The sequence below is a fragment of the Mesorhizobium sp. M0140 genome, from assembly GCF_040322475.1.
Taxonomy (GTDB): domain Bacteria; phylum Pseudomonadota; class Alphaproteobacteria; order Rhizobiales; family Rhizobiaceae; genus Mesorhizobium.
In genome coordinates this window covers 1-25,749 of the sequence record NZ_JAMYTM010000018.1, presented here as the reverse complement: position 1 = coordinate 25,749, position 25,749 = coordinate 1, and the positions used below count along the sequence as shown (strand labels likewise).

20 protein-coding genes are annotated in these 25,749 nt (G+C 61.4%); 8 read left to right on the top strand and 12 right to left on the bottom strand.

From position 1 onward, the window contains the following. Positions 1-2: 2 nt before the first annotated feature. The 6 genes from glgC to NKJ37_RS18720 all read right to left on the bottom strand — a co-directional run bounded on the left by glgC (position 3) and on the right by NKJ37_RS18720 (position 9,368). On the bottom strand, positions 3-1,268 hold the full coding sequence (gene glgC / locus NKJ37_RS18745) for a glucose-1-phosphate adenylyltransferase (RefSeq protein ID WP_023808506.1): 1,266 nt from the start codon (positions 1,266-1,268) through the stop codon (positions 3-5). Between the two features lie 35 nt (positions 1,269-1,303). Next, positions 1,304-3,517: a 1,4-alpha-glucan branching protein GlgB gene (gene glgB / locus NKJ37_RS18740; RefSeq protein ID WP_352441331.1), complete on the bottom strand. Its 2,214-nt coding sequence runs from the start codon at positions 3,515-3,517 to the stop codon at positions 1,304-1,306. A gap of 106 nt (positions 3,518-3,623) precedes the next feature. After that, entirely contained in the window at positions 3,624-6,092 is a 2,469-nt protein-coding gene (locus tag NKJ37_RS18735; RefSeq protein ID WP_352609893.1) for a glycogen/starch/alpha-glucan phosphorylase, read from the bottom strand. 235 nt (positions 6,093-6,327) lie between these two features. After that, positions 6,328-7,137 (bottom strand): ATP-binding cassette domain-containing protein, encoded by an 810-nt coding sequence (locus NKJ37_RS18730; RefSeq protein ID WP_352441333.1) that lies wholly within the window; start codon positions 7,135-7,137, stop codon positions 6,328-6,330. Then, a complete protein-coding gene (locus NKJ37_RS18725) occupies positions 7,113-8,174 on the bottom strand; it encodes an ABC transporter permease (protein WP_352441334.1) in 1,062 nt (353 codons plus the stop codon). The genes NKJ37_RS18730 and NKJ37_RS18725 overlap by 25 nt, the downstream gene beginning before the upstream one ends. Positions 8,175-8,333: 159 nt before the next feature. Then, on the bottom strand, positions 8,334-9,368 hold the full coding sequence (locus NKJ37_RS18720; protein ID WP_502895158.1) for a sugar ABC transporter substrate-binding protein: 1,035 nt from the start codon (positions 9,366-9,368) through the stop codon (positions 8,334-8,336). A 209-nt stretch (positions 9,369-9,577) separates the two neighbouring features. Between NKJ37_RS18720 and NKJ37_RS18715 the strand changes: the two genes are divergently transcribed. From NKJ37_RS18715 to NKJ37_RS18700, 4 genes are all read left to right on the top strand, one after another. Continuing rightward, complete coding sequence (locus NKJ37_RS18715; protein ID WP_352441335.1) at positions 9,578-10,804, top strand: ROK family transcriptional regulator; 1,227 nt, start codon at positions 9,578-9,580, stop codon at positions 10,802-10,804. Then, positions 10,804-11,250 (top strand): RbsD/FucU family protein, encoded by a 447-nt coding sequence (locus NKJ37_RS18710; protein WP_023808513.1) that lies wholly within the window; start codon positions 10,804-10,806, stop codon positions 11,248-11,250. Before NKJ37_RS18715 ends, NKJ37_RS18710 begins: the two co-directional genes overlap by 1 nt. After that, complete coding sequence (locus NKJ37_RS18705; RefSeq protein WP_023808514.1) at positions 11,247-12,170, top strand: carbohydrate kinase family protein; 924 nt, start codon at positions 11,247-11,249, stop codon at positions 12,168-12,170. Before NKJ37_RS18710 ends, NKJ37_RS18705 begins: the two co-directional genes overlap by 4 nt. A 248-nt stretch (positions 12,171-12,418) precedes the next feature. Continuing rightward, positions 12,419-13,561, top strand: a complete 1,143-nt coding sequence (locus tag NKJ37_RS18700; protein ID WP_023808516.1) for a DegT/DnrJ/EryC1/StrS family aminotransferase — start codon at positions 12,419-12,421, stop codon at positions 13,559-13,561. A gap of 15 nt (positions 13,562-13,576) precedes the next feature. Here the strand turns inward: NKJ37_RS18700 and cysQ are convergent, their stop codons facing one another. From cysQ to cysD, 3 genes are read right to left on the bottom strand one after another with little or no spacing between them, the layout of a single operon-like run. Next, the gene (gene cysQ / locus NKJ37_RS18695) at positions 13,577-14,365 is read right to left on the bottom strand and encodes a 3'(2'),5'-bisphosphate nucleotidase CysQ (protein ID WP_023808517.1); all 789 of its coding nucleotides are present in this window, start codon (positions 14,363-14,365) and stop codon (positions 13,577-13,579) included. A 10-nt stretch (positions 14,366-14,375) separates the two neighbouring features. Continuing rightward, a complete protein-coding gene (gene cysN / locus NKJ37_RS18690) occupies positions 14,376-16,313 on the bottom strand; it encodes a sulfate adenylyltransferase subunit CysN (RefSeq protein ID WP_352758979.1) in 1,938 nt (645 codons plus the stop codon). Positions 16,314-16,315: 2 nt separating this feature from the next. Next, entirely contained in the window at positions 16,316-17,221 is a 906-nt protein-coding gene (gene cysD / locus NKJ37_RS18685; protein ID WP_027035869.1) for a sulfate adenylyltransferase subunit CysD, read from the bottom strand. A gap of 487 nt (positions 17,222-17,708) precedes the next feature. Between cysD and NKJ37_RS18680 the strand changes: the two genes are divergently transcribed. Both NKJ37_RS18680 and NKJ37_RS18675 read left to right on the top strand, forming a co-directional pair. Beyond that, positions 17,709-19,022 (top strand): O-antigen ligase family protein, encoded by a 1,314-nt coding sequence (locus tag NKJ37_RS18680; protein WP_352774642.1) that lies wholly within the window; start codon positions 17,709-17,711, stop codon positions 19,020-19,022. Then, complete coding sequence (locus tag NKJ37_RS18675) at positions 19,019-19,954, top strand: NAD-dependent epimerase/dehydratase family protein (protein ID WP_352774640.1); 936 nt, start codon at positions 19,019-19,021, stop codon at positions 19,952-19,954. The genes NKJ37_RS18680 and NKJ37_RS18675 overlap by 4 nt, the downstream gene beginning before the upstream one ends. Before the next feature lie 12 nt (positions 19,955-19,966). On the opposite strand, the gene NKJ37_RS18670 is transcribed toward NKJ37_RS18675, so the two are convergent. The 3 genes from NKJ37_RS18670 to NKJ37_RS18660 form a co-directional block, all read right to left on the bottom strand. Continuing rightward, positions 19,967-20,509 (bottom strand): sugar transferase, encoded by a 543-nt coding sequence (locus NKJ37_RS18670; RefSeq protein WP_023808522.1) that lies wholly within the window; start codon positions 20,507-20,509, stop codon positions 19,967-19,969. 122 nt (positions 20,510-20,631) lie between these two features. Next, positions 20,632-21,567 (bottom strand): glycosyltransferase family 2 protein, encoded by a 936-nt coding sequence (locus NKJ37_RS18665; protein ID WP_352441341.1) that lies wholly within the window; start codon positions 21,565-21,567, stop codon positions 20,632-20,634. Positions 21,568-21,600: 33 nt separating this feature from the next. After that, on the bottom strand, positions 21,601-23,577 hold the full coding sequence (locus tag NKJ37_RS18660; RefSeq protein WP_352774637.1) for an SDR family NAD(P)-dependent oxidoreductase: 1,977 nt from the start codon (positions 23,575-23,577) through the stop codon (positions 21,601-21,603). 317 nt (positions 23,578-23,894) lie between these two features. On the opposite strand from NKJ37_RS18660, the gene NKJ37_RS18655 reads away from it, so the two are divergent. Beyond that, complete coding sequence (locus NKJ37_RS18655) at positions 23,895-24,782, top strand: ABC transporter permease (RefSeq protein ID WP_352774635.1); 888 nt, start codon at positions 23,895-23,897, stop codon at positions 24,780-24,782. Positions 24,783-24,789: 7 nt separating this feature from the next. Then, on the top strand, positions 24,790-25,530 hold the full coding sequence (locus NKJ37_RS18650; protein ID WP_352774633.1) for an ABC transporter ATP-binding protein: 741 nt from the start codon (positions 24,790-24,792) through the stop codon (positions 25,528-25,530). Positions 25,531-25,749: the final 219 nt, after the last annotated feature.

Below are 25,749 nucleotides of genomic sequence, written 5' to 3'. Positions count from 1 at the left end.
CGTTAGAGCCCTAACTTGTCGATCATGTCCTGGGTGACCAGGCAGATGCCTTTCTCCGAGACCCGAAAGCGCTTGGCGTCGAGGACGGGATCTTCGCCGACCACCAGGCCTTCCGGTATCCTAACACCATGGTCGATGACCACGCGCTTCAACTTTGCGTTCCGGCCGACATGAACGTCGGGCAGCATGACGACTTCTTCCAGCGTCGAAAAGGAATTGATGCGCGCGCCGGTGAAGATCAGGCTTCTTTTGAGCGACGCACCGGAGACGATGCAGTCGCCCGAGACAAGCGAGGACACGGCCGAACCGCGGCGGCCATCCTCGTCATGCACGAACTTTGCCGGCGGCTTCAATTCGGCATAGGTCCAGATCGGCCAGTCGCGGTCGTAGAGGTCGAGTTCAGGCGTGATGTCGGTCAGGTCGATATTGGCTTCCCAATAGGCGTCGACCGTTCCGACGTCGCGCCAGTAGGCCTCGTTCTCGGCGGTCGAGCGGACGCAGGATTTGGCGAAGCGATGCGCGATCGCCTTACCGTGCTGGACGATATAGGGGATGATGTCCTTGCCGAAGTCGCGGCTTGAGCCCGGCTCGGCCGCATCGCGGCGCAATTGCTCCATCAGGAATTTGGTCTTGAACACGTAGATGCCCATCGAAGCCAGCGCGAATTCCGGCTTATCGGGAATGCCGGGCGGATCGGCGGGTTTTTCGACGAAGGCGATGATGTTGTCCTTGGCATCGACATGCATGACGCCGAAGCCGGTGGCTTCCATGCGCGGCACTTCGAGGCAGCCGACGGTGACATCGGCATTGGCGTCGACGTGCTGGCGAAGCATCATCTCGTAGTCCATCTTGTAGATGTGGTCGCCGGCCAAGATCACCATGTATTCGGGCCCGTAGGCCTCGATGATGTCGATGTTCTGATAAACGGCGTCGGCGGTGCCTTCATACCACTGCGTTTCCGAGACGCGCTGGCTGGCCGGCAGGATGTCGAAACTCTCGTTTCGCTCGGGCCGCAGGAAGTTCCAGCCGCGCTGCAGATGACGGATCAGCGAATGCGCCTTGTACTGGGTGGCAACGCCAAGGCGGCGAATGCCGGAATTCAGAGCATTGGAGAGCGCGAAGTCGATAATGCGCGTCTTGCCGCCGAAATATACGGCCGGCTTGGCACGCCGGTCGGTCAGTTCCCTGAGGCGGCTCCCACGGCCGCCGGCCAATACATAGGCCATGGCATCGCGCGCCAGCGGCTGGGTCCGTTTCAAGTCTGCCATTTCTACCCTCCCAAGTTACTCGATATCGACATGGCTCAGTCGGCAACGAGTTCAAGCATGATCGTCGACAGCGGCGGCAAAAGCATCGTCGCGGAGATGCTTCCTCCCTCCGCCCGTGCCTCGACCATGCCGCCATTGCCCTTGCCGGACCCGCCATATTCGGAAGCGTCGGTGTTGATGATTTCGCGCCATTTGCCTGATATCGGCAACGGCACGCGATAATTGTCACGCGGCACCGGCGTGAAATTGGAAATGACGGCCACCGGGCTGCCGCCCGGTGCACTGCGCAGCCAGGCAAAAACCGAATTCTGGCTGTCATCGACGATCAGCCAGGAAAACCCTTCCGGCTCACAATCACGGCCATGCAGTGCCGGGCGCGAACGGTAGAGATAGTTGAGATCGCGCACCGTCTGCCAGACGCCGCGATGCGGCCGGAATTCAAGCAGGTTCCAGTCGAGCGCGCGCGCCTCGCTCCATTCGCGGCGCTGCGCGAACTCCTGCCCCATGAAAAGCAGCTTCTTGCCGGGATAGCCCCACATGAAAGCGTAGTAGGCGCGCAGCGTCGCAAACTTCTGCCAATCGTCGCCGGCCATCTTGCCAAGCAACGTGCCTTTGCCGTGCACGACCTCGTCATGCGAGAGCGGCAGCACGAAATTCTCGGAGAAGGCGTAGGTCAGGCCGAAGGTGAGGTCGTTGTGGTGGTGCTTTCGGAAGATCGGTTCCTTGGAGAAATACTCCAGCGTGTCGTGCATGAAGCCCATATTCCACTTGAAGCCGAAGCCCAGCCCGCCTTCATGCACCGGTGCCGAGACCTTCGGCCAAGAGGTCGATTCCTCGGCGATGGTCATCACGCCCGGATGGTGGCCGTAGACCTCCTTGTTCATCTTCTGCAGGAAGCTGACCGCCTCAAGGTTCTCGCGGCCGCCTTTCTCGTTGGGGATCCATTCGCCGGCCTTGCGCGAATAGTCGAGGTACAGCATCGAGGCGACCGCATCGACGCGAAGTCCGTCGACATGGTATTTCTCGGCCCAGAACAACGCATTGTTGACCAGGAACGACACCACCTCGCGGCGGCCGAAATTGTAGATCGCGGTGTTCCAGTCGGGATGAAACCCCTTGCGCGGATCGGCATGTTCATAGAGCGCGGTGCCATCGAAATTGGCCAGGCCGTGCTCATCGACCGGGAAATGCGCCGGCACCCAGTCGAGAATAACGCCGACGCCGGCACGGTGGGCGCCGTCGACGAAGCGGGCAAAGCCGTCCGGATCGCCAAAGCGGGCCGATGGCGCGTAGAGCCCGGTCGTCTGGTAGCCCCAGGACGGGTCATAGGGATGTTCAGAGATCGGCATGAATTCGATATGGGTGAAGCCGGTCTCGACCACATAGGGGATGAGCCGGTCGGCCAGTTCGTCCCATGACAGGAACGTACCGTCGTCGCGAAGCTGCCAGGAGCCGGCATGAACCTCGTAGATCGAAATGGCTTCGCGCCGGTGATCGGCATTGCGCCAGAAATTGCGATGCGCCTCATCGCCCCACTCATGCGCCGGCGGCACAGCAACGACCGAAGCGGTGGCCGGACGCAGTTCGGATTTGAAGGCGAACGGATCGGCCTTCAGCGGCAGCCTGACGCCGTCGGGGCCGATGATCTCGTATTTGTAGGGCCGGCCAGCACCGATATCGGGAATGAACACCTCCCAGATGCCGGTGTCGCGGCGGTCGCGCATCGAGTGCCGGCGGCCGTCCCATTCGTTGAAATCGCCGACCACAGAGACACGCCGCGCATTGGGAGCCCAGACGGCGAAATGCACGCCCGTGGCGCCTTCGTGCTCGATGACATGGGCGCCGAGCTTGTCGAACAGCCTGAGATGCGATCCCTCGGCGATGTAGTAGTCGTCCATCGGCCCGAGCACCGGACCGAACGAATAGGGATCGGTCAGCCACCAGTCGCCGCCGGCGTTGCGCGCGTGATAGCGAAGCGGTTGCCGCTTCTTGATCGAGAGCTTGCCTTCGAAAAAGCCGCCATCGTCGCGCCTGGACAATTCACCCGCGATGGTGCCGGTCAGCGTATAAGCGGTGACGAATTCGGCATTCGGAACAAAGCAGCGGGCCACAAAACCCTTCCCAGCCTCCTGAACACCGAGAACGGCAAACGGATCGCCATGCGTGCCGGCAACAATCGCCGCAACATCGCTGGCTGCCGCCAGTCCGTCCGGCCCGCTTGTCGCAGCGGTCGCGCGCAGCTTCTTCATCAGGCAGTGTCCCTCCCCGGCACCGAGTGTTTGTTTCTAGTGGTGTGATCCGACTTTCAAGTTCACACCACCGGGACCACATTGTTTGCGGCCTCATGCAATCACATCAGGCAGGCACGTTCCAGATTTCTTTCGCATATTGGCGGATCGTGCGATCGGAGGAGAACCAGCCGACACGCGCCACATTGCGGATTGCCCTGGCGTACCAGTCGGGACTGTTGCGCCAGACCGCATCGACCTCGCGCTGGGCGGTGGCATAGGCATCGAAATCGGCGGCGACCATGAACCAGTCGCTGTTGTAGAGACCGTTGACGAGGTCGCGGTAACGCTCCGGATCGTCCGGCGAGAAGACGCCTGACGAAACAGCCGCGACCGCTTGCGCCAGCTCGGGCGATCCTTCGATGACGGCGCGCGGATCGTAGCCGTTGTTGCGCCGCTCGGCGACCTCGGCGGTGGTCAGGCCGAAGATGAAGATGTTGTCGTCGCCGACGCATTCCTTGATCTCGACATTGGCGCCGTCGAGCGTGCCGATGGTCAGCGCGCCGTTCAGTGCGAACTTCATGTTGCCGGTGCCCGACGCTTCCATGCCGGCGGTCGAGATCTGCTCGGACAAGTCAGCGGCCGGCATCATGATCTCGGCAAGGCTGACATTGTAATTCGGCACGAACACTACCTTCAGCAGACCGCGCACGGCCGGATCGCGGTTGATGACTTTTGCGACATCGTTGGCGAGTTTGATGATCAGCTTGGCATTGTGGTAGCTGGGCGCCGCTTTGCCGCCGAAGAATTTCACGCGCGGCATCCAGTCGCGCTCGGGGTGCGAGCGGATCTGGTCATAGAGGGCGATCGCCTCGAGGATGTTCAGAAGCTGGCGCTTGTATTCGTGGATGCGTTTGATCTGGATGTCGAAAAGCGCCGAAGGATCGACCTTGATGCCGAGCCGGTCGGCGACGAGGTTGGCCAATCGCGCCTTGTTGGCGCGCTTGACGGCGGCGAACTTGTCGCGAAAGACGGCATCGCCGGCGAAACCGTCGAGATCCTTAATGGCGTCGATGTCATCGAGAAAACGGTCGCCGATCGCCTCGCGGGCGAGCGACGTCAGTCCGGGATTGCATTGGATCAGCCAGCGCCGCGGCGTGATGCCGTTGGTCTTGTTGTTGATACGATTGGGGTAGAGCTTGTGCAGGTCGGCGAACACCGTCTCCTTCATCAGGTCGGTGTGAAGAGCCGAAACGCCGTTGATGGAATGCGAGCCGACAAAGGCCAGATTGCCCATGCGCACCCGGCGGTCGCCATTTTCCTGGATCAGCGAGATGCGGCCAATCTGCTCGTCCGAGAACTGGTTGGAAGCACGCGCCTCCAGAAGCACTTCAGCGTTGATGGCATAGACGATCTGCATGTGGCGCGGCAAAAGCCGCTCGAACAGCGGCACCGGCCAGCTTTCCAGCGCCTCGGGCAGCAGTGTGTGGTTGGTGTAGCCGAAGGTGCGCTGGGTGATATCCCAGGCCTGGTCGAAGTCCATGCCGTGGACGTCCATCAACAGGCGCATCAACTCCGGCACGGCGATGGCGGGATGGGTGTCGTTCAAGTGGATCGCAGCCTTGTCGGGCAGCGACTTCAGGTCGCCATATTGGCTCAGATGGCGCTGCACGATGTCCTGCAGCGAGGCGGTGGAGAAGAAATACTCCTGCCGAAGCCGCAGTTCCTGCCCGGCCTTGTGGGAATCGGCGGGATAGAGCACGCGCGACAAGGCATCGGCCTTGTTGCTTTCGGCTAGCGCGCCGATGTGGTCACCGGCATTGAATTTGTCTAGCAGGATCGGATCGACCGGCATCCCCGACCAGAGCCGCAGCGTGTTGACGCGGTTGGCCCGCCAGCCGACGACGGGCGTGTCATAGGCGACGGCCAGCACATGCTCGGTCGGTTTCCAGACATGGCGTTCGAGGCGCCCGTCCTTGGAGGTGATCGATTCCACCGAACCGCCGAAACCAACCTCGAAGGAGCGTTCGCGACGTTCGAATTCCCACGGGTTACCGTGATCAAGCCAGGTCTCTGGCAGTTCGACCTGCCAGCCGTCGTGAATCTCCTGCCGGAACATGCCATTGGCATAGCGGATGCCGTAGCCATGCGCCGGAATGTCGACGGTCGCCATGCTTTCCATGAAGCAGGCCGCGAGCCGGCCGAGGCCGCCATTGCCGAGCGCCGCATCGGGCTCGAGTGCTGCAATCAAGTCGAGGTCGACACCCAGCGACGACAGCGCCTCGCGCATGTTGTCCATCAGGCCCAGATTGGAGAAGGCATCACGCATCAGGCGGCCGATGAGGAATTCCAGCGACAGATAATAGACGCGCTTTTCCTTCTGGTCGTAAGCCTCTCTCGTCGCCTGCATCCAGTGATCGACGATCCGGTCGCGCACGACCTTGATCGAGGCGGTCAGCCAGTCGTACTGGGTCGCAACGGTGGTGTCCTTGCCGACCCTGTATTTGAGGGCCACCAAGACTTCACGTGCGAGTGTCTTTGGATCAGGATTTTCGAGCAGTGGCGGAAGGGGTTCGGATGTCATCGCGCTCGTCATGATGCCTCTCGTGCGGTTGCCATGATCATACCGGCTTTCATCGCTCCTCCCAGCCCATGCTAGCTGATACCGCCATATATTCAATCGATTTAAACAGGTTCGATCCGGCTTGCCCCCTGCGGCAATTTGGCAATTCTGAAGTGTGACGCGTCAAGACGGCCCGCGCGACGCGCTTCAAATTCCTGTTCCGTGCTTGCCGCTGTTGCCAAGCACCAGCCACTTTGGGCGACATGTATCAAGCCGCCAGCGCCGCCTCCGGCGGGGCCTTGGCTCCTGTCATGAAGGCGACGGCATCGGACATCGTATATTGCTTGGGGTCGATGACGGCGAGGCGACGGCCCAGCCGATGGATGTGAATGCGATCGGCCACTTCGAAGACATGCGGCATGTTGTGCGAGATCAGCACGATCGGGAGGCCGCGCTTCTTGACGTCGAGGATCAATTCGAGCACGCGGCGGCTTTCCTTGACGCCAAGCGCGGCCGTCGGTTCGTCCATGATCACCACCCGACTGCCGAAGGCGGCCGCACGTGCCACGGCAACGCCCTGTCTTTGGCCGCCCGAGAGCGTCTCCACAGCCTGGCTGATGTTCTGGATGGTCATCAGGCCAAGTTCGGTAAGTTTGTCGCGGGCGCGCTTTTCCATCGCCGGGCGATCGAGCATGCGAAGCCAATCGCCCAGAAAACCCGGTTTACGGATTTCGCGGCCAAGGAACATGTTGTCGGCGATCGACAGCGCGGGCGACAGCGCCAGGTTCTGGTAGACGGTCTCGATGCCGGCTTCGCGGGCCTCCATCGGCGATTTGAAGGAGACGGGTTTTCCTTCAAGCCGGATCTCGCCTTCATCGGGCACGGCAGCGCCGGAAATCGCCTTGATGAGCGACGATTTGCCGGCGCCATTGTCACCGATGACCGCAAGGATTTCGCCGGGGTAAAGGTCGAAGTCGGCGTTGTCGAGGGCGGTGACGCGGCCGTAGCGCTTGACCAGGCCACGCGCGGTGAGAATGGGTTCCTGGGTCGTGGTCATGCCGAAACCTTTCTGATCCATTGGTCGACTGCCACGGCGCCGATGATCAGCACACCGGTGAGCAGCACCTTCCATTGCGGATCGGCGCCCAGCATGTTGAGGCCCATGGAGACGACGCCGACGATCATCGCGCCGAACAGCGTGCCCAGGATCGAGCCACGTCCGCCGAACAGGGAAATACCGCCGATCACCGTCGCGGTGATCGCCTGGAGATTGTAGTCGGTGACGGCGGCCGACGGCGAGATCGAGCCGTTGCGGCCGATGGAGACCCAGGCAGCGAAAGCGGCGATCAGCCCGGCAAGGGTGTAGACCGTCATCAGCACCTTCTTGGTCTGGATGCCCGACAACTTCGCCGCCTCCTGATCATCGCCAACGGCGTAGACATGGCGGCCCCATGCCGTGTGATTGAGCACGTACCAGAGGATCATCACGAGCACGACCGTGGCAATGACGCCGAGCGTCAGCACCGCCGTGCCGACCTTGAAGCTGATGGCAAAGAGATGCAGCAGCGGCGCCTGGGTGTCGACATCGGTGTCGCGGATCGTCTCGTTGGCCGAATAGATGAAGTTAGTGGCCATGACGATGTTCCAGGTGCCAAGCGTCACGATGAAGGGCGGCAGCTTCATGTAGGCGACAAGCACCCCGTTGAGCAGCCCGCAGGCCGCGCCGGCGGCAAGCCCGATCGCCACGGCGAGCGCGCTCGGCATGCCATAGCTGACCGCGCAATTGCCCATGATCACCGCTGAAATCACCATGATCACGCCAATCGACAGGTCGATGCCGGCGGTCAGGATGACCAATGTCTGCGCAGCACCCAGAATGCCGATGATGGCGATCTGCTGCAGGATCAGCGTCAGTGTGTAGGACGAAAAGAACCGCCCTCCGATGGTGATGCCGAAGACGATGATCGCCAGAACCAGCACGATCAGCGGCACCGCGGCCGGCGTCGAATGCAGGAAATGCTGGATGCGCTTGACGGCCGATTTGCGCTCGTCAAAAGCGGCAACGCTTGTATCGCTGCTCGAGAGAACCTTCTCGAATTCCTGAGCTTGAGCCATGTTTACTCCCCGTAGGCTTCAGCCAAACGCCGACGCCAGTCCACGCCTTTCCGGTCTGCTGCCGGGATTGTTCGCGGTCACGCGAGCCATCGTCCACCCGAAGCGGCCGGGGATCAAGCCCCGGCCGCTCAGGTTCCCTGGATGCCTGTCAGACCGGGATCAGCCCCAGCACTTGGCGAGGCCTTCCTTGGTGTCGATGGACTTCACGCCGGTGGCCGGCTTGTCGGTCACCAGGTTGACGCCGGTGTCGAAGAAGTTCTTGCCTTCGGTCGGCTTCGGCTTGGTTCCGTCCTTGGCGAAGGCGGCGATCGCCTCGATGCCGAGCGCTGCCATCTGCAGCGGATATTGCTGCGACGTGGCGCCGATGACACCTTCGGCCACCGACTTCACGCCGGGGCAGCCGCCGTCGACGGAGACGATCAGCACCTGGCTTTCGAGGCCGACAGCCTTGAGCGCCTGGTAGGCGCCGACAGCGGCGGGCTCGTTGATGGTGTGGATGACGTTGATGGTGTTGTCCTTCTGCAGGAGGTTCTCCATCGCCTTGCGGCCGCCCTCTTCGTTGCCGTTGGTGACATCGTGGCCGACGATGCGCGCATCGTCCTCATCGCCGATCTTGTTGGGATCCTTCACATCGATGCCGTAGCCCATCATGAAGCCCTGGTCGCGCAGCACGTCGACGGTCGGCTGCGACGGGGTCAGGTCGAGGAAGCCGATCTTGGCGTCCTTGGCCTTGTCGCCTAGCGTGGCGGCTGCCCAGGCGCCGATCAGCTTGCCGGCTTCGAGATTGTCAGTCGCAAAGGTTGCGTCGGCCGCATCGATGGGATCGAGCGGCGTGTCGAGCGCGATCACCAGCAGGCCGGCGTCACGCGCCTTCTTCACGGTCGGTACGATGCCCTTGGTGTCGGATGCGGTGATCAGGATACCCTTGGCGCCGTCGGCGATGCAGCTTTCGATCGCCGCGACCTGGCTCTCGCTGTCGCCGTCGATCTTGCCGGCGTAGGTCTTGAGGTCGACGCCGAGTTCCTTGGCCTTCGCCGTGGCGCCTTCCTTCATCTTGACGAAGAAGGGATTGGTGTCGGTCTTGGTGATCAGACAGGCACCGACACCGGCCGCGGATGCGGACGACGCAAACGCCACCAACCCCAGAGCCGCGGCGGCAAACACGGTCGATTTCAACAGTTTTGTATTGGTCACGATTTTCCTCCCAGTGGAACATTCCGATGCCGGCCAACCGGCACCTGCAGCGCATCCAACGAAATTCTCCCAGCGTGGACGCTGCCTCAACAGACACCAGGCCGAAGCCTCTGTCAATAATTAAATCACTCTTATTTATTATTGACAGCCTTGCTTCATTCACCCATTCTGGCCCAAAAGCATTGAGGGGAAACGACGGGAGGAACAGGGTGGAAACCGCCATTGCGAGGCACGGTTCGCCCGAGGTGAGTGACAGCCTCATTCACCGCGGCACCAACCAGAGCGGCATGCGCGACCACAACGAGCGGTTGGTGCTGTCGCTGGTGCGCCAGCACGGCAGTCTGGCGAAATCCGACATCGCCCGCATGACCGGGCTTTCGGCGCAGACGGTTTCGGTCATCATGCGCGAGCTGGAGGAAGAAAGCCTTCTGCTGCGCCAGGCGCCGTTGCGCGGCAAGATCGGCCAGCCCTCCATCCCGATGGCGCTCAATCCCGAAGGCGCTTTCTTCATTGGCCTGAAGATCGGCCGCCGCAGCGCTGAACTGGTATTGATAGATTTCCTTGGCCATGTCCGTTCGATGCTGCAGCATTCCTATCGCTACCCGGCGCCGCGCGAGACGGTGGACTTCGTCGCCAACGGCATGCGGCAGATGCGCGGCGAGCTGACGCCCGCGCAAGACAAGCGCATCGCCGGGCTCGGCATCGCCATGCCGTTCGAATTGTGGAACTGGGCCGATACCGCCGGCGCCCCGCGCGATGTCATGGACGAATGGCGTCACCGCGACATCAGGGCCGACATCCAGGCGCAATGCGATTTTCCGGTCTATTTGCAGAACGATGCCACGTCGGCCTGCGGCGCCGAACTCGTCTTCGGCCAGGCTGGCGCCGCGCGCGACTTCGTCTATTTTTATATCGGTGCCTTTGCCGGTGGCGGCATTGTGCTGAACGGCCGGCTTTTTGGCGGCCCGACCGGCAATGCCGGAGCGCTCGGCTCCATGCCGGTGCCCGGGCCGGACGGCAAGCCGACCCAACTGATCGATGTCGCTTCCATCGCCATGCTCGAAAAGGCGCTCAATGCGCGCGGCATCGAGGCTTCGCATCTGTGGACCTCGCCGGAAGACTGGGGCGAGATCGGACCCGAGCTCGACGACTGGATCGCCAGCGCCTCGCAAGCGCTCGCCTACGCCATCGTCGCCGCATCCTCGATCATCGATTTCGAAGCGGCGGTGATCGACGGCTGGATGCCGAAGGCGGTGCGTCGCCGGCTGGTCGACGCCATCATCGCGGCAATCGCCACGATCGATGGCGAAGGCTTGAAGCTGCCCGCCATTCGCGAGGGAACCGTCGGCATCCATGCCCGGGCGCTCGGCGGCGCCAGCCTGCCACTTTCCGAACGCTTCCTGATCGGCTCGACGACGATTTCCAGGAGCGCCTGATGCTGATCGGAATTCCGGCGCTGCTCGGTCCGGAGCTTCTGGCGATCCTGCGCGGCATGGGGCATGGCGACGAAATCGCCCTTGTCGACGGAAACTATCCGGCGGAACAGCAGGCAACCCGGCTGGTGCGCGCCGATGGCCACCCTCTTATCCCCGTACTCGACGCGATATTGAGTGTCCTGCCTGTCGATGACGCCGTGCCGGAGGCGCTGTTTCGCGCCTCGGTCAAGGGCGATCCCTCGCTTGCCGATCCCGTCCATCATGAGATCGAGGCGATCTGCGCCAAACGGGCGCCAGGCCGCAAGGTGGTTGCGCTGGCCGGCGCCGACTTCTATGCACGGGTCAAATCGGCGCACGCCATCGTCGCGACAAGCGAGCCGCGGCTCTACGCCAACATCATCATCCGCAAGGGTGTGATCCATCCGCCGGAGACCAGGAAGCCATGATCCTCTGCTGCGGCGAAGCCCTGATCGACATGCTGCCGCGCACGACGACAGCGGGTGAGCCGGCCTTCGCGCCTTATGTCGGCGGCGCGGTGTTCAACACGGCGATCGCGCTTGGCCGGCTCGGCGCGCCGGCAGGCTTCTTTTCGGGCCTATCGTCGGATCTGTTCGGCGGCCAATTCCGGGATGCGCTGGGGGCAAGCAAGGTCAGCTCCACCTATGCGCACACCTCACCACGGCCAACGACGCTGGCCTTCGTCAAGCTCACCAACGGCCAGGCGACCTACACTTTCTATGACGAGAACACCGCCGGCCGCATGCTGACCGTCGACGACCTACCGCAGCTTGGCAGCGAGATCGAAGCCATGCTGTTCGGTGCCATCAGCCTGATTTCGGAGCCCGCCGGCAGTGCCTATGAGGAATTCATGCGGCGCGAGCATGAAAGTCGAGTCATGATGCTCGATCCCAACATCCGGCCGAACTTCATCCCGGACAAGGCCAAGCACCTCAGGCGCATCCGCGCCATGATGGCGATGGCCGACATCGTGAAACTGTCGGACGAAGATCTGAACTGGTTCGGCGAAGCCGGCTCGCACGAGGATGTCATCCGCAACTGGCTGGATCGAGGCCCGAAGCTGATCGTCGTCACCCATGGCAGCGAAGGCGCCGTCGGCTATACCAGGGAACATGCCGTCACCGTCATGCCGGAAAAGGTCGAGGTGGTCGACACGGTCGGTGCCGGCGATACCTTCAACGCCGGCATCCTCGCCTCCTTGCATGAGCAGGGCCTGCTGACCAAGGCGGCGATTTCCGGCTTGTCGAAAGACGCCATCCACAAGGCGCTGGCGCTCGGCGCGAAGGCGGCGGCAGTGACCGTGTCGCGGGCCGGCGCCAATCCACCCTGGCGACATGAAATCGCCTGAGCAACGCTCAACATCAGCTGAGCCCAATCGATCACTTTATGTTTCGCAGGGGCTCTTTCCAGGGCTATGAGGGCGGGATGGCGCCCGACGAAGCCCGGATTTCCGGCATCTGGCTGACATTCGCCGGGAAATACTGGTAACGGACTGCGACACTTGGGCAATTTAGCGCTCCGCCTGCCCGGCTTTCTCGGCAAGCGCAACTCTGGTACCAGCGGCCGATTATCTGGCTAACCCGTTTTGAGGCCGACATGCAGTTCATCGATCTTGGCGCGCAGCGCGAACGAATCCGCGACCGGCTGAAGGCCGCGATCGACCGTGTCGTCGACGAAGGCCGTTATATTCTTGGCCCGCAAGTCACCGAATTCGAGAATAAGCTTGCCGCCTATATCGGCACCAAGCATGTCGTGGCCTGCGCCAACGGCACCGACGCGCTGCTGTTGCCGCTGTTTGCGGCCGGCATCGGCCCGGGTGACGCGGTGTTCGTGCCGAGCTTCACTTTCGCCGCCACCGCCGAAGTGGTGGCGCTGGCCAAGGCCGAGCCGGTGTTCGTCGATGTCGACCCGCATAGCTACAACATCGACATTGCCAGCCTCGAAGCGGCCATCGCCATGATCAAGAAGCAAGGCCGGCTGAAGCCGAAGGCAATCATTCCCGTCGATCTGTTCGGCCTTGCCGCCGACTACGAGGCGATCATGGCGATCGCCAACCGCGAAGGGCTGATGGTGATCGAGGATGCCGCCCAGTCGATGGGCGGTTCGCTCGACGGCAAGATGTGCGGTGCTTTCGGCCATGTCGGATCGACCAGCTTCTATCCGGCCAAGCCGCTTGGCTGCTACGGCGATGGCGGCGCGATGTTCACCAATGATGATGCGCTGGCCGAGCAGCTCAGATCCTTCGCCTTCCACGGCAAGGGCGAAACGCAATATGACAATGTCCGCGTCGGCATCAATTCGCGGCTCGACACGATACAGGCGGCGATCCTGATCGAGAAGCTGGCCATCCTCGAAGACGAGATGGTTGCGCGCCAGGTGGTGGCAAAGCGCTATGCCGACGGGCTTGGCGACATCGTCACCGCGGCCCGCAATCTGGACGGCAGCCGTTCGGCCTGGGCGCAGTACGCCATCGAGACACCCAAGCGCGACGGGCTGAAGGCGCATCTCGGCGATAAGGGCATTCCGTCGGTCATCTACTATGTGAAGCCGCTGCATGCCCAGGTCGCCTATCGCGACTACCCGCGCACGCCGACCGGCCTGGCCGTTTCGGAAGACCTGCCGAAGCGTATCCTCTGCCTGCCGATGCACCCCTATCTCAGCGAAGCCGACCAGGACCAAATCATCGAGACGATCCGCAACTATATCGGCTCGAATTCAGCGCAGGCCGCAGCGGAGTAAGCTGCCGAGCCTTTCTTAGCCGGGGCCCGCAGCCCTGCCGCTGGCAATGAAATGCGGATTGGCAAAATCCTCGTCGTCGCTTTGCCTGCGCTTGCCATAAACCAGAGGCTGGCCATCGAGCGTGCGCGTCATGCCGCCAGCGGCGCGCAGGATGGCGTCGCCCGCCGCTGTGTCCCATTCCATGGTGCGGCCGAAGCGCGGATAGACATCGGCCTCGGCACTGGCGAGAAGGCAGAATTTCAAGGACGAACCGACCGAAACGATTTCGGCGGCACCCAGGTCGCGAATATAGGCCTCGGTTTCCGGTGTGTTGTGAGACCGACTGGCGACGACGGCCAGCGGCGTCGCGGCCGTTCTCGCCGCGATCGACCGGCGGCCGACGACCTGGTAATCGCCATCGATTTCGAGTGATTCCGCCCTGCCCGGCTGGCCGGAAAAGAAGCGCCCCGTACAGGGCGCAAAGACGACGCCGACTTCCGGCACGCCATCGCGAACCAGCGCTATGTTGACGGTGAAATCGGTGCGGCGGTTAACGAACTCCTTGGTCCCATCGAGCGGATCGATCAGAAAAAAAGCCCCGTCCAGGTCGGGCGGCACGATGCCGGCGGAAGCTTCTTCCTCGGCCACGCAGGGGATATCGGGAAATGCGGCACGCAGTCCGGCGAGAATGATCTTTTCGCTCTCGCGGTCCGCCTCGGTCACCGGCGAGGCGTCGGACTTGCGGTCAACCGCACAGCCGGCGTGGAATACGCGCATCACCTCGCGCCCGGCCGACAAGGCCAGGCGCTCGAAGATTTCGAGCATCAGCCTGTCGTCAGATGCCGCCGCCGCTATCGTATTGGTCTTCGGCAATGTCGCGCTCGTTCAGCCAGTGTTCCAGGGCGTCGACCATCTCTTCGGCCGACTTGCCGAGTGTCCGCAGATGGATCTCCGGGGTTTCCGGCGCTTCATAAGGGGAATCGACGCCGGTGAAGTTCTTGATCTCGCCATTCAGTGCGCGCGCATAGAGGCCCTTGGGATCACGCCTGGCGCATTCCTCGAACGGCGTATCGACAAACACCTCGATGAACTCGCCATCGGCCATCAATTCGCGCGCCATGCGCCGTTCGGCGCTGAACGGCGAAATGAACGACACGATGACGACCAACCCGGCATCGGCCATCAAACGCGCCACTTCGGCGACGCGGCGGATGTTTTCGACGCGATCAGCGTCGGTGAAACCAAGATCGCGGTTGAGACCGTGACGGACGTTGTCGCCGTCCAGGATATAGGTATGGCGGCCGGTAGCGAACAGCTTCTTTTCGAACAGGTTGGCGATGGTCGACTTGCCGGATCCCGACAGCCCAGTGAACCAGAACACGGCGGGCCGCTGGTTCTTCATGTCGGCGCGCACGCGCTTGCCGACATCGAGCGACTGCCAATGAATGTTTTCGGCACGGCGCAACGAGTGCAGGATCATGCCGGCGCCGACCGTGGCGTTGGAGATGCGGTCGATCAGGATGAAGGCGCCGGTGGTGCGGTTTTCGGCGAAGGGATCGAAGGCGATCGGCGTCCGCGTCGAGATGTTGCAGATGCCGACTTCGTTCATTTCGAGCGACTTGGCCGCTTCATGGGCAAAGTCATTGACGTTGATCCGATATTTTAGGTCGGTGACGGTGGCGCTGGTCTGGTCGGTCTCGGTGCGCAGGATGTAAGAGCGGCCTGGTAGCAACGCATGCTCGTCGAACCAGACGATGTTGGCGGCGAACTGGTCGGCGACTTGCGGCCGTGCGGCAGGCGAAACCAGCATGTTGCCGCGCGAGATTTCGACTTCGTCATCGAGGACGAGCGTGACGGCCTGGCCGGCGGCCGCCTGGGCGAGATCGCCGCCATACGAGACGATCCGCTTGACGCGCGAGGATTTGCCGGACTTGGCGACAACGACCTCGTCGCCGGGCGCAACCGAGCCGGAGGCGACCGTGCCGGCAAAGCCGCGAAAGTCGAGATTGGGACGATTGACATACTGGACCGGGAAACGGAACGGCAGTTCGACCATCGCTTCGTCGACCGACACGGTTTCGAGATGCTCGATCAGCGTCGGGCCGGAATACCATTCCATGCTTTCCGACCGGCGGCTGACATTGTCGCCATAACGGGCCGACATTGGGATCGGCACAATGGTCTGGAAGCCGAGATCGCGCGAGAATTGCCCGTAGTCTTCGACGATCCGGTCGAAAACCGCCTGATCGAAATCGACAAGATCGATCTTGTTGACGGCCAGCACGACGTGGCGGATGCCGAGCAGCGAGGCGATGATCGAATGCCGCCTTGTCTGGCGAAGCACCCCCTGCCGGGCATCGATCAGCACGATCGCCAGGTCGGCGGTCGAAGCGCCGGTGGCCATGTTGCGGGTGTATTGCTCGTGGCCAGGTGTGTCGGCAACGATGAATTTGCGTTTCGGTGTGGCGAAGAAGCGGTAAGCGACGTCGATGGTGATGCCTTGCTCGCGCTCGGCCTCCAGACCGTCGACCAGCAGCGCGAAATCGATGTCGTCGCCCGTCGTGCCATGCTTGCGCGAATCGCGTTCGAGCGCGGCGAGTTGATCCTCGAAAATCTGCTTGGTGTCGGACAGCAGGCGCCCGATCAGCGTCGACTTGCCGTCATCGACCGAGCCGCAGGTCAGGAAGCGCAGCAGCGATTTCTTCTCCTGCGCAGCCAGATAGTCGCGAACGCCGTCGGTGGGAGCGAGGCTCTTTGCCATGATGTGGCGCATGGTCAAAAGTACCCCTCGCGCTTCTTCTTTTCCATCGAGCCGGCTTCATCGCGGTCGATCAGGCGGCCCTGCCGTTCGGACGTGCGTGCCGTCAGCATTTCACCGACGATGGCTTCCAGCGTGTCGGCGTCCGATTCGATGGCGCCGGTCAGCGGATAGCAACCCAGCGTGCGGAACCGCACCAGCCTGTTCTCCACTGTCTCGCCGGGGCGCAGTTTCATGCGCTCGTCGTCCCGCAGGATCAGCATGCCGTCGCGTTCCACCACCGGCCGTTCCTTGGCGAAATAGAGCGGCACGATCGGGATACTTTCCTGCAGGATGTACTGCCAGATATCGAGTTCGGTCCAGTTCGACAGCGGAAAGACGCGGATCGATTCACCCGATGCGATGCGGGTGTTGAATATCTTCCACATTTCGGGGCGCTGGTTCTTCGGATCCCACACATGCTGGGCGTTGCGGAAGGAAAAGATGCGCTCCTTGGCGCGCGATTTCTCCTCGTCGCGACGAGCGCCGCCAAAGGCCGCATCGAAACCGTATTTGTCGAGCGCCTGGCGCAGCGCCACGGTCTTCATGACATGGGTGTGGGTGTTCGAACCATGGTCGAACGGATTGATGTTGTCGCGCACGCCGTCTTCGTTGACATGAACCAGGAGATCGAAGCCGAGTTTCTGCGCCATCTGATCGCGAAAGGCGATCATCTCGCGGAACTTCCACGTCGTGTCGACGTGAAGAAAGGGGAACGGCGGCTTGGCGGGATAAAACGCCTTCATCGCCAGATGCATCAACACGGATGAATCCTTGCCGACCGAATAGAGCATGACCGGCTTGGCAAAAGCGGCCGCAACCTCACGGAATATATGGATGGACTCGGCTTCAAGCCGCTGAAGATGCGTAAGCGCTGTTGTCATGGGCCGTGGGCGTTCTTTCGTATCTTCCAACAGAAGACCTTGCCTCAAATCACCGAGCTCTTCGCGCCCGGTTCGAGCCTTGTTTCCGGACAATCTTTCTCGTGCCGGCGTTCTAGCAGATCGCCATTGTCAAGAACAATGCAAGACTGGCCCGACCGCACATGGTTCGAGAATGAATTTTCCACAGATGCCGGCAAACCCGGAAATTCCTGCCCGCAAGCTCAACGGCCCAGAAAACGCGGGGAAAATATTGCTTGAATGGACCAGTTGCGGCTTTCAAGGGACTTCCTCTGGCCGGCCCGCGCCTGCCGCCGATTTTCGGTGGCAATCTGCCCTATACACTATCGAAAATGGGGGGCAGCCGCTATACCAGCCTCGGGAAGCGGGCAAGTGCATCATGAGGCATGGGCAATTTCGAGGCGAGCGCATTCAACTTCGCTAAACAGATCCGCCGCATGAAACTTGCCGAAGACAGCGAGCCCGAAAATTGACCCGGCTTTCATCCCTGAGACAGCAATTCACGCCTTCGCGGATCAACAACTACTTCTCCATCCTTTGCTTCTTTTTTCCACCGGTTCTGGGATCGGTGGTCAGCTTTGTATTCAATGGCGGAGGCCTTTCGTCAGTCCTGCTGATTGCTTTACGGAAAAGGCGCTTCAACGCCGACCGGCCCATGATCTGGATGACGGTCGCGATCTATGCCTACTGCGCCTCCAATCTCCTGGCTTCCATCGTCAACAATTCGTTCGCCCGGGATGCGCCGCATCTTATCCCGCTGGTGACCTTCCTGTTTTTCCCCGTGTCCTATTCGACCTGGAGCATCACGCAGAAAACCACGCTTGCCCGCATCATCGTGCTTTCCAGCATGGCCGCCTGCTTTGTCGCGCTGCTCATAGCCGTCATCCAGCAATATTGGATTGGCGTCAGGGCCGAGGGAGGAGCTGGAAATCCGATCGTCTTCGCAACCGTCGTCTGCCTTGCCGTGGTCATGTGTGTGGCTGGCGCCTTGTCCGGTATTGAGCAAGCCCGGACACCCCTCTTCTACGCGGCACTGGCCGGGACGATCGCCGTCATCTATTCCGGCTCGCGTATCGTCTGGCTGGCACTGCTGATCACCGGTATCGCCGTCGTGCTGATCAACCGGCACAGGCTCAGAGGCAGGAATGCCGTTCGCCTGCTGCTGCTGCTGGCGGCGGTCGGCGTCGTGATCGCCGCTTCCAGCTTCCAGGCGATATCCGGGCGGGTCGACTTTTTGCGCTCCGATTGGGGTGCGCTTGGAGCCAGCGGCAACTACGACACCTCGCTGGGAATACGTGTTGCGCTTTGGGAGATCGGACTCAAAGCATTCCATGACATGCCACTGTTCGGGCACGGTGTGGGTGCAACCCAGCTTCTGATCAAGCAGGGCTTTCATGAGCAGTTCGCGATGGACACAGGCTTCAACCATTTTCACAACGGCTTCCTGACCGCCTTGGTGCAAGCGGGAATTCTGGGCGCCGTGACGCTGGCGGCGATCTTTATCGTTGCCGCTGGAAATGCCGTCCGGGTCTTGCGAAACAGCAGCGATCCGAGCGAGCGGTTCGGCGCGACCATGATTGTCGTCGTGGTGATCACCTATCTGACGGCCGGAATGACAGGCATCCTGATCGGCCATGACATTCTGGACTCGGTGCTGATGGTCTTCCTGGTGAGTGGAACATATCTCGCCTCCGGCCGTCAGGTTCCGTTGTTGGAAGAGCAGGCACCTGCGCCAGTGATGGAAGAGCGAGTAGTCAGCAAAGAGTTTCGGGCAAGACCATGAAGGTTCTGGTCACGGGAGCGACAGGTTTCATCGGGCGTCTTGTCGTGCGCCACCTTCGCGAAGCCGGTGCCGAGCTTCGCCTCGCCTCCCGCCATCCCGAGAGGCTGGGTTCGGAAAACGAGACTGTGCCGATGCCCGGTTTCGACGCGCCGGCCGCCGCCTTCCTGGAACTGACCCGGGATATGACTGACGTCGTCCATTGCGCCGGCCTCAACAATGATCAGGGAAATGCAACCGAAGCCGATTACAGGGCAGTCAATGTGGAATTGAGCGCGCGGCTGGCGCATGCAGCGGCGGCACAGGCCAGCGGACGCTTCATCCATCTCTCCTCGATCCGAGCGGTGATCGGCGCGCACGTCAGCGCAACGATCGACGAGGACACGCTTCCTGCCCCACAATGCGCCTATGGACGCTCGAAGCGCGAAGGCGAGATCAAGGTTTTGGACGCCTACGCGTTACACGGCCGCTCGGACGCCGCCGTGTTGCGCCTGCCTCCGGTTTATGGAAGCGGCATGAGGGGAAATCTGGCAACGCTGATGCGCCTTGCCGATACGCCGCTGCCGCTGCCGACGGGTGCCTTGACCGGAATCCGCTCGCTGATGTCTTCCGAGGCCGCGGTGCGAGCAGTGTCGCACCTGCTCAGCCATTCCGGACCGCTTCGCCCGATCTACGTCGGCGCCGATGTGCCGCCGGTCACCGTCGAGACCGTTATCGTCGCCTTTCGCAGAGGTTTGGGGCGGCCTGTGCGTCTGATGGCTGTGCCGGCCGGCCTGATACGGCCGGTCGTGGCCGCGCTCGGCAGGCGGGCGTTCTGGGACAGCCTGACTGCGACACAGATATGCGACCCCGCCCTGCTGGTATCGCAGGGGTGGACGCCTGAAGCTCGCACGGTCGAGCGGCTGGCCGAGCTGGCGCGGCTCGGTAGATCCTGACTCCCTGGTGACCTATCCGCTTCGGTAGAGCGTTCCAAACAGGATCCGAAAATCGAGCCAGAACGACGCAGTGCGGAGGTAGGCAGCATCCGTTTCGGCCAAAAGCTCCGGGTTCGACATGTCGATGCCCCTGATCTGGGCCAGGCCGGTTATGCCCGGCAGCGCCGCCAAAACCCCCAGCCGCCTGCGACACTCGATCAACTCCGTTTGGGTCGGCAGGCAGGGGCGCGGCCCGACCAGGCTCATTTCGCCCTTCAGGACGTTCCAGAATTGTGGCAGCTCGTCGAGCTTGAACTTCCGTAAGACCTTCCCGACCGATGTCACGGAATCCACCGGCGCCTCATGCGAGGGCAGTGACGGCGTCCCGACATACATCGTGCGCAACTTGTGGCAGCGAAAAAGCCGACCGTCACGGCCGACCCGCACCTGTGAAAAAATAGCCGGGCCCGGCGACGATGCCCGAACGGCAAGGACGGTGAGCGCCAAGACAGGAGATGTGGCCACCAGCAGCAGAGCCGCACCGGCAATATCGAAGATTTGCTTGGCTGCCTTCATGAACGGCCGATAGTGCTCCCTGCCGAAGTCCCGAGGCAACGCCGCAGGCAAATGCCGTCAATCCGGTCGAAGTAGCATGAGCCGATCTTTTGACCAAGCGTGCCACGCACTCGTGCCAATGTTCAGATGCGCCCCAGGACGAAAGCGAGATAGAGCCCCAGGTTTCCGGAAACGGTCTGCCGATAGACGCCGCTTTGGCGCAAGCCCGCCAAGCGCCGGAAAAGACCGCCGTTGCGCCCGCGGGTGAAAAGGTCGAGGCATGCCGTCGCGTCCTCGGTCAGGAGGTCGCGATTGAGGGCGAGACCGTCGAGGTTGAGGTCTGTCCAGCCGGCGAATTCCCCCTTGAACAGGCGGCCAAGCCGGGACACCCTTGCCTTCCAGGACACGTTGGCGCCGACCAGGTTCGCCGCGTGCTGCCGGTAGCGCACCAGCGGCCGCGGATCGTAGCGGACGATGCCGCCGGCGGCGGTCACGATGAGATAGGCCCACCAGTCATGGCTGACGAACCCGGTCCGCGTGGAGGCCCTGGCCAGCAGGTCGCGTGCCGCAGCGTTGAGCAGGATTGTGTTGCCGCCGGCGATGCTTTGCACAAGCGCGTTGCGAAAGGTTGGCGGCCGGGCAAACAGCGGCGAATGGCCGACAAGACTTCCTGTTTCCGTCATGGTGGCGGTTCGCGAACAAAACATCAGCGGGGTTTTCGCATCCTGGGTCCGCATCCAGCTGATGGCGCTCTCCAGCCTGTCGGTCTCCCAGATATCGTCCTGGTCGCAGAAGGCATAGCAGTCCGCCTCGATGCGTCGGTCGACGATCATGGAGCGGAAATTGGCGGCGAAGCCCTGCCGCGGCCCCTCTACCAGCGTCATCCGACCTTTGGGCCGCCAGCGGGATTTCCATGTCTCGATGATGGCGGTCGTGCCGTCGACGGAGCCATCGTCTGAAATCCACAGGTCGACCAGAGGGTGCGACTGCGCGAGCAGGGACTGCAGCTGTTCATCGATGAAGGCCGCGCCATCCTTCGTGCCCATCAGGACCGCGACGCGCAGATCTGCTTTGCTCACGACCAAGATCGCTTTCTGAATTCTGAACCGGGCCTAGCTCGCCTGCCCGGCCGTTTTCGGGATCGCGCCCTGATGAGGGCTTTCCCGGGCCTTCTTGGCGCGGTCGAGACCTGCCAATGCGGCGAGCGCGGCAGCCTTGTCCTGGTTTTTCGCCGACTGCTGCAGCGCCGTGAGCGCGACCTGGACATCCGACCATTCCACGACGTCCGTGCTGAGGCCGAAAACCTTCGAGATGCCGAGTTCGACGAGTTCCTCGTCTTCGCCATGCAGCGTTTCGTGAAGTTTTTCGCCCGGCCTGATGCCGGTGAACCGGATCGCGATGTCCTTGTATGGGCTCTTTCCGGACAAGCGGATCATCGTTTCGGCCACTTCAAGGATCGGCACCGGCTTGCCCATGTCGAGCATATAGACGGCATAATCGTGTCCGCTCTGCCGCGACGCGGCATCGGCCGCCGACATGATGACGAGATCGACGGCTTCGGCCACGGTCATGAAATAGCGCGTCATGCGCCGGTCGGTGATGGTGACGGGCCCCCCAGCCTCGATTTGCGCCTGGAATATGGTCGCCACCGAACCATTGCTGCCGAAGACATTGCCGAACCGCACTGCAATGAACTTGGTGGCCGGGTCACGCCCGCCCGTCTGGCCATGCAAGGCGCTGATGATCTGTTCGGCGGCCCGCTTCGTCATGCCGAGCACTGATGAGGGATCCACCGCCTTGTCGCTCGATATCAGGACAAATTGCGCAACCCCGCACTTGGCGGCAACCTCGGCGCAGACGAGCGTTCCGAAAATGTTGGTTTGAATGGCTGAATCCCAGTTCTCCTCGAGCAGCGGAACATGTTTGAGCGCCGCGGCGTGAAAGATGATGTCCGGCCGGAATTCCGTGACGACACGCGTTATTTGGCGCCGGTCCGAGACATCGACGATGCGGACCTTGAGCCGGTCATGGTCCTTCTCGTCAACATACTGGCTCAACTGGAAAATGCCGAACTCGGAGTTGTCGGCGACCAGCACCGCCTCGGCTCCCAGTTCCAGCGACCGCTTGACCAGCGTCTGGCCGATAGAACCGGCGCCGCCGGTCACCAGAACGCGTTTGCCGCTGACAAAGGCGCCGATGCGCTGGATGTCGGACGCGACCGCCGGACGGCGCAGGATCGTTTCCATCTCAACGGTGTCGAGAACCAGCTTTCCGTGCTGTTCCAACTCCGAAAGGCCTGAGAACTGCACCACATTTATGTCGCCGTGCCGGGCAATGCGCACGAGTTCCGAATAGTCCTCGATCTCGTGCTCGGCGCCGCTGCCGAAAATCAGCAGGTCCAGACTTTTGGTGCCGGTCGCATAGTCTTCCAGGACATCGATCAGGCGCGGCATGGTCGCCACCACGGGAACACCTTGAATCCGTGTGCCCAACGGTGCGCCGCGCTCGGTCGCCATGATGCCTGCGATGGAATAGTCCGCCGGTTGCGCCGTGCGCGTGAAGCGAATGATCAGGTCGGCCTCGCCGAGCCGGCCGACGAACAGGGCGCGCTTGGCCTGCCTGATGTCGGTCTTGCGGCTCAGAATCCCCCAGCTCGCGCCGTCACGCAGGAAGCGGTAGAACAGCCGGGGTGCCGAGATGATGGTGAAGGAGACAAGGAAGAAGACGATGAACTGACGCTCGTTGAGCCCCGCGACCGGCCGGTAAAACCGCAGCAGCAGCGACGCCACATAAAGAGTGAACGTCAAGATCGCGCAGCTCTTCAGGATGTTGAAAAAGTCCGGCGTCGAAGCGAAGCGCCAGACGGTGGTGTAGAGGCCACTGTAGCGGAACAGCAAATGGCTGATGACGACGATGCCCGCCCATGTCGCCAGACCCTCCTTGGAGAGCGCGTCGAACGAAAGATTAGACCGCGAAAGCACGAGGCTGAGTGCCACGGCGACCAGGACCATGACCACGTCCTGGACCATGATGAAGGCGCGCCGCATCTGTGGCCTGAGCCCGAACACAGCTTCGAGGTGGGAATTCATTGGACGGCACTAGACTCCAGGCTCAGGGGCATCAACACCAGCGAGGTGCGACACGAAGACACTTCGCGACCGATCACCTTACTCAAGTGCCATCCCCGGCCCCCGCCGTGCTGTATCGCATACTGCGGGGGCGAGGGCATAGCCAGAGTTTTTTTCGGACAAGAGGCGTCAGTGGAGAACATGGATCATGCTCGGGCGATTGCCGCAAAGTCAACATTACCAAACGCTAATAGATAGGCCATACAGCATCAGCATGCGTTCAGTTTTGCCGCAGTTGACTCTGTTCCCCGCCGCGTTACGACGCAATGCGTTGCCATATGCCCATCGAAATGGCTATTAGAGACGGGCTTGGTGGTTCGCTATGGCCAGCGAAGAATAATGCGCCAGAACAACGGATTGCGATACTCCCAGTTATGATTGCGGCACTAAACGGCGCTTTTGACGACATCTCAAAGGCCATGAGATTACACCGGGTCTGGATTGCGCTTGCCCATGAGGACATCGGCGACCAGCACAGACGCACGACGCTCGGCCCGCTTTGGATGCTGGTCAATTATCTGGCATTCATCGGCACTTTCATCTTCGTTTTCAAGACCAAAGACACGGATTCGGCCGGATACACGGCCTATGCCTCGATCGGCCTGGTTGTCTGGTTCTACCTCATGGAGATGATCAGCCTGAGCGTGCCCCTGTTCTCGCGCGAAGCCAGTTTCATTCAAGGTACGAGGCTGCCACTCTTCGTGTATGTGATGCGGCTGACGGTGCAATGTATCATCCGAGCGAGCTATTCGGTGGCGGGTTGCATCGTCATCCTGCTGCTGAGCGGTTTGGGAATCAGCGCTGAGTGGCTTTTGTCGATCCCGGGGTTGTTGCTGATTGTGCTCGCGACCCCTGCAATCGTAACGGTTTTCGCATTCTTGGGCGCATTCTTTCCCGATGCTCAGTTCATCGTCGGCAACATCATGCGAGTCGGCACGTTTCTTACGCCAGTCTTCTGGGCCTATCATGGGCAAGGCGGTATACAGAACTATGCCTATCATTGGAATCCGTTCACATATTTCCTGGAAGTGGTGCGTGCGCCAATCGCGAGCGGCGAATTCCCAACGCATCCCTTTATTGTGACAGCCTACATCTCCTTGGCTTTCTGGGCGGTTGCGTTGCTGCTGCTGGGCGGATATCGCAAGCGCGTCGTTTTCCTGATCTGAGCTCAAAATGATTTCCATCAAGCTGGACAATGTCAGCCTCGCCTACCGCCTCTACGAAAAGTTGACGCTTACGGCGCCTGACCGGCGCCTGGGTGGTCTTGGAGGCAAAATCGGACGCTCCGGCGGCAAACAGGTCGTGCAGGCGCTGGAAGATGTCAGCTTTGAACTCAAAGCAGGCGACCGGTTAGGCTTGGTCGGCCCAAACGGGGCGGGCAAGACGACACTGCTCAAGGTGTTGTACGGCATCTATCAGCCATCGGCCGGCATAGTAGCCATTGAAGGCAAAGTCGACGCTTTGTTCAACATCAACATAGGATTTCGTCCCGAAGCGACGGGGCGGCGAAACATTGTTCTGAGGGGTTTGATCAGCGGGTGGACCGAGGCCGAGATCCAAGAAAAAATGCCGGAGATCATCGCCTTCAGCGAACTTGGCGACTTTATCGATGTCCCCTTCAAAACCTATAGCCAGGGTATGGCCGCTCGCCTTGCTTTCTCAGCGGCTACAGCCCTTGACCCCGAAATTCTGCTGATGGACGAGTGGATCGGCGCCGGCGACGCCCAATTTCAAGAAAAAGCCAAACGACGCATGGATGAACTGGCAGAGAAGGCAGGCATCATCGTCCTGGCGACCCACAATGAGAGCCTGCTCGAAAGCGTATGTACGAAGAGAATGACGCTTAAGAACGGAAGGGTCGAAGCCTTCACGACGAAACCTGCAAAGAGGGCTGGAACGCGAGCTAAGTCTTAAAGGTACTCTTCCCGGATACTATATGCTCGCAGTTCAGATTCCCAATTCGTCGCACCTGCTGCGGTTGAGTATGCCAACGTTGCGCCCTGTGGACGTTACTAAAATGAATTGCGCGCGCGATTGGTCAACTGCCTGCTAGAGCGATTCCTATTTTGAGAGAATCGTAGGATTCCCAAAGCCGGATGTTTGTGATTCAAGATGCTGGCTGGATTGGAGGCC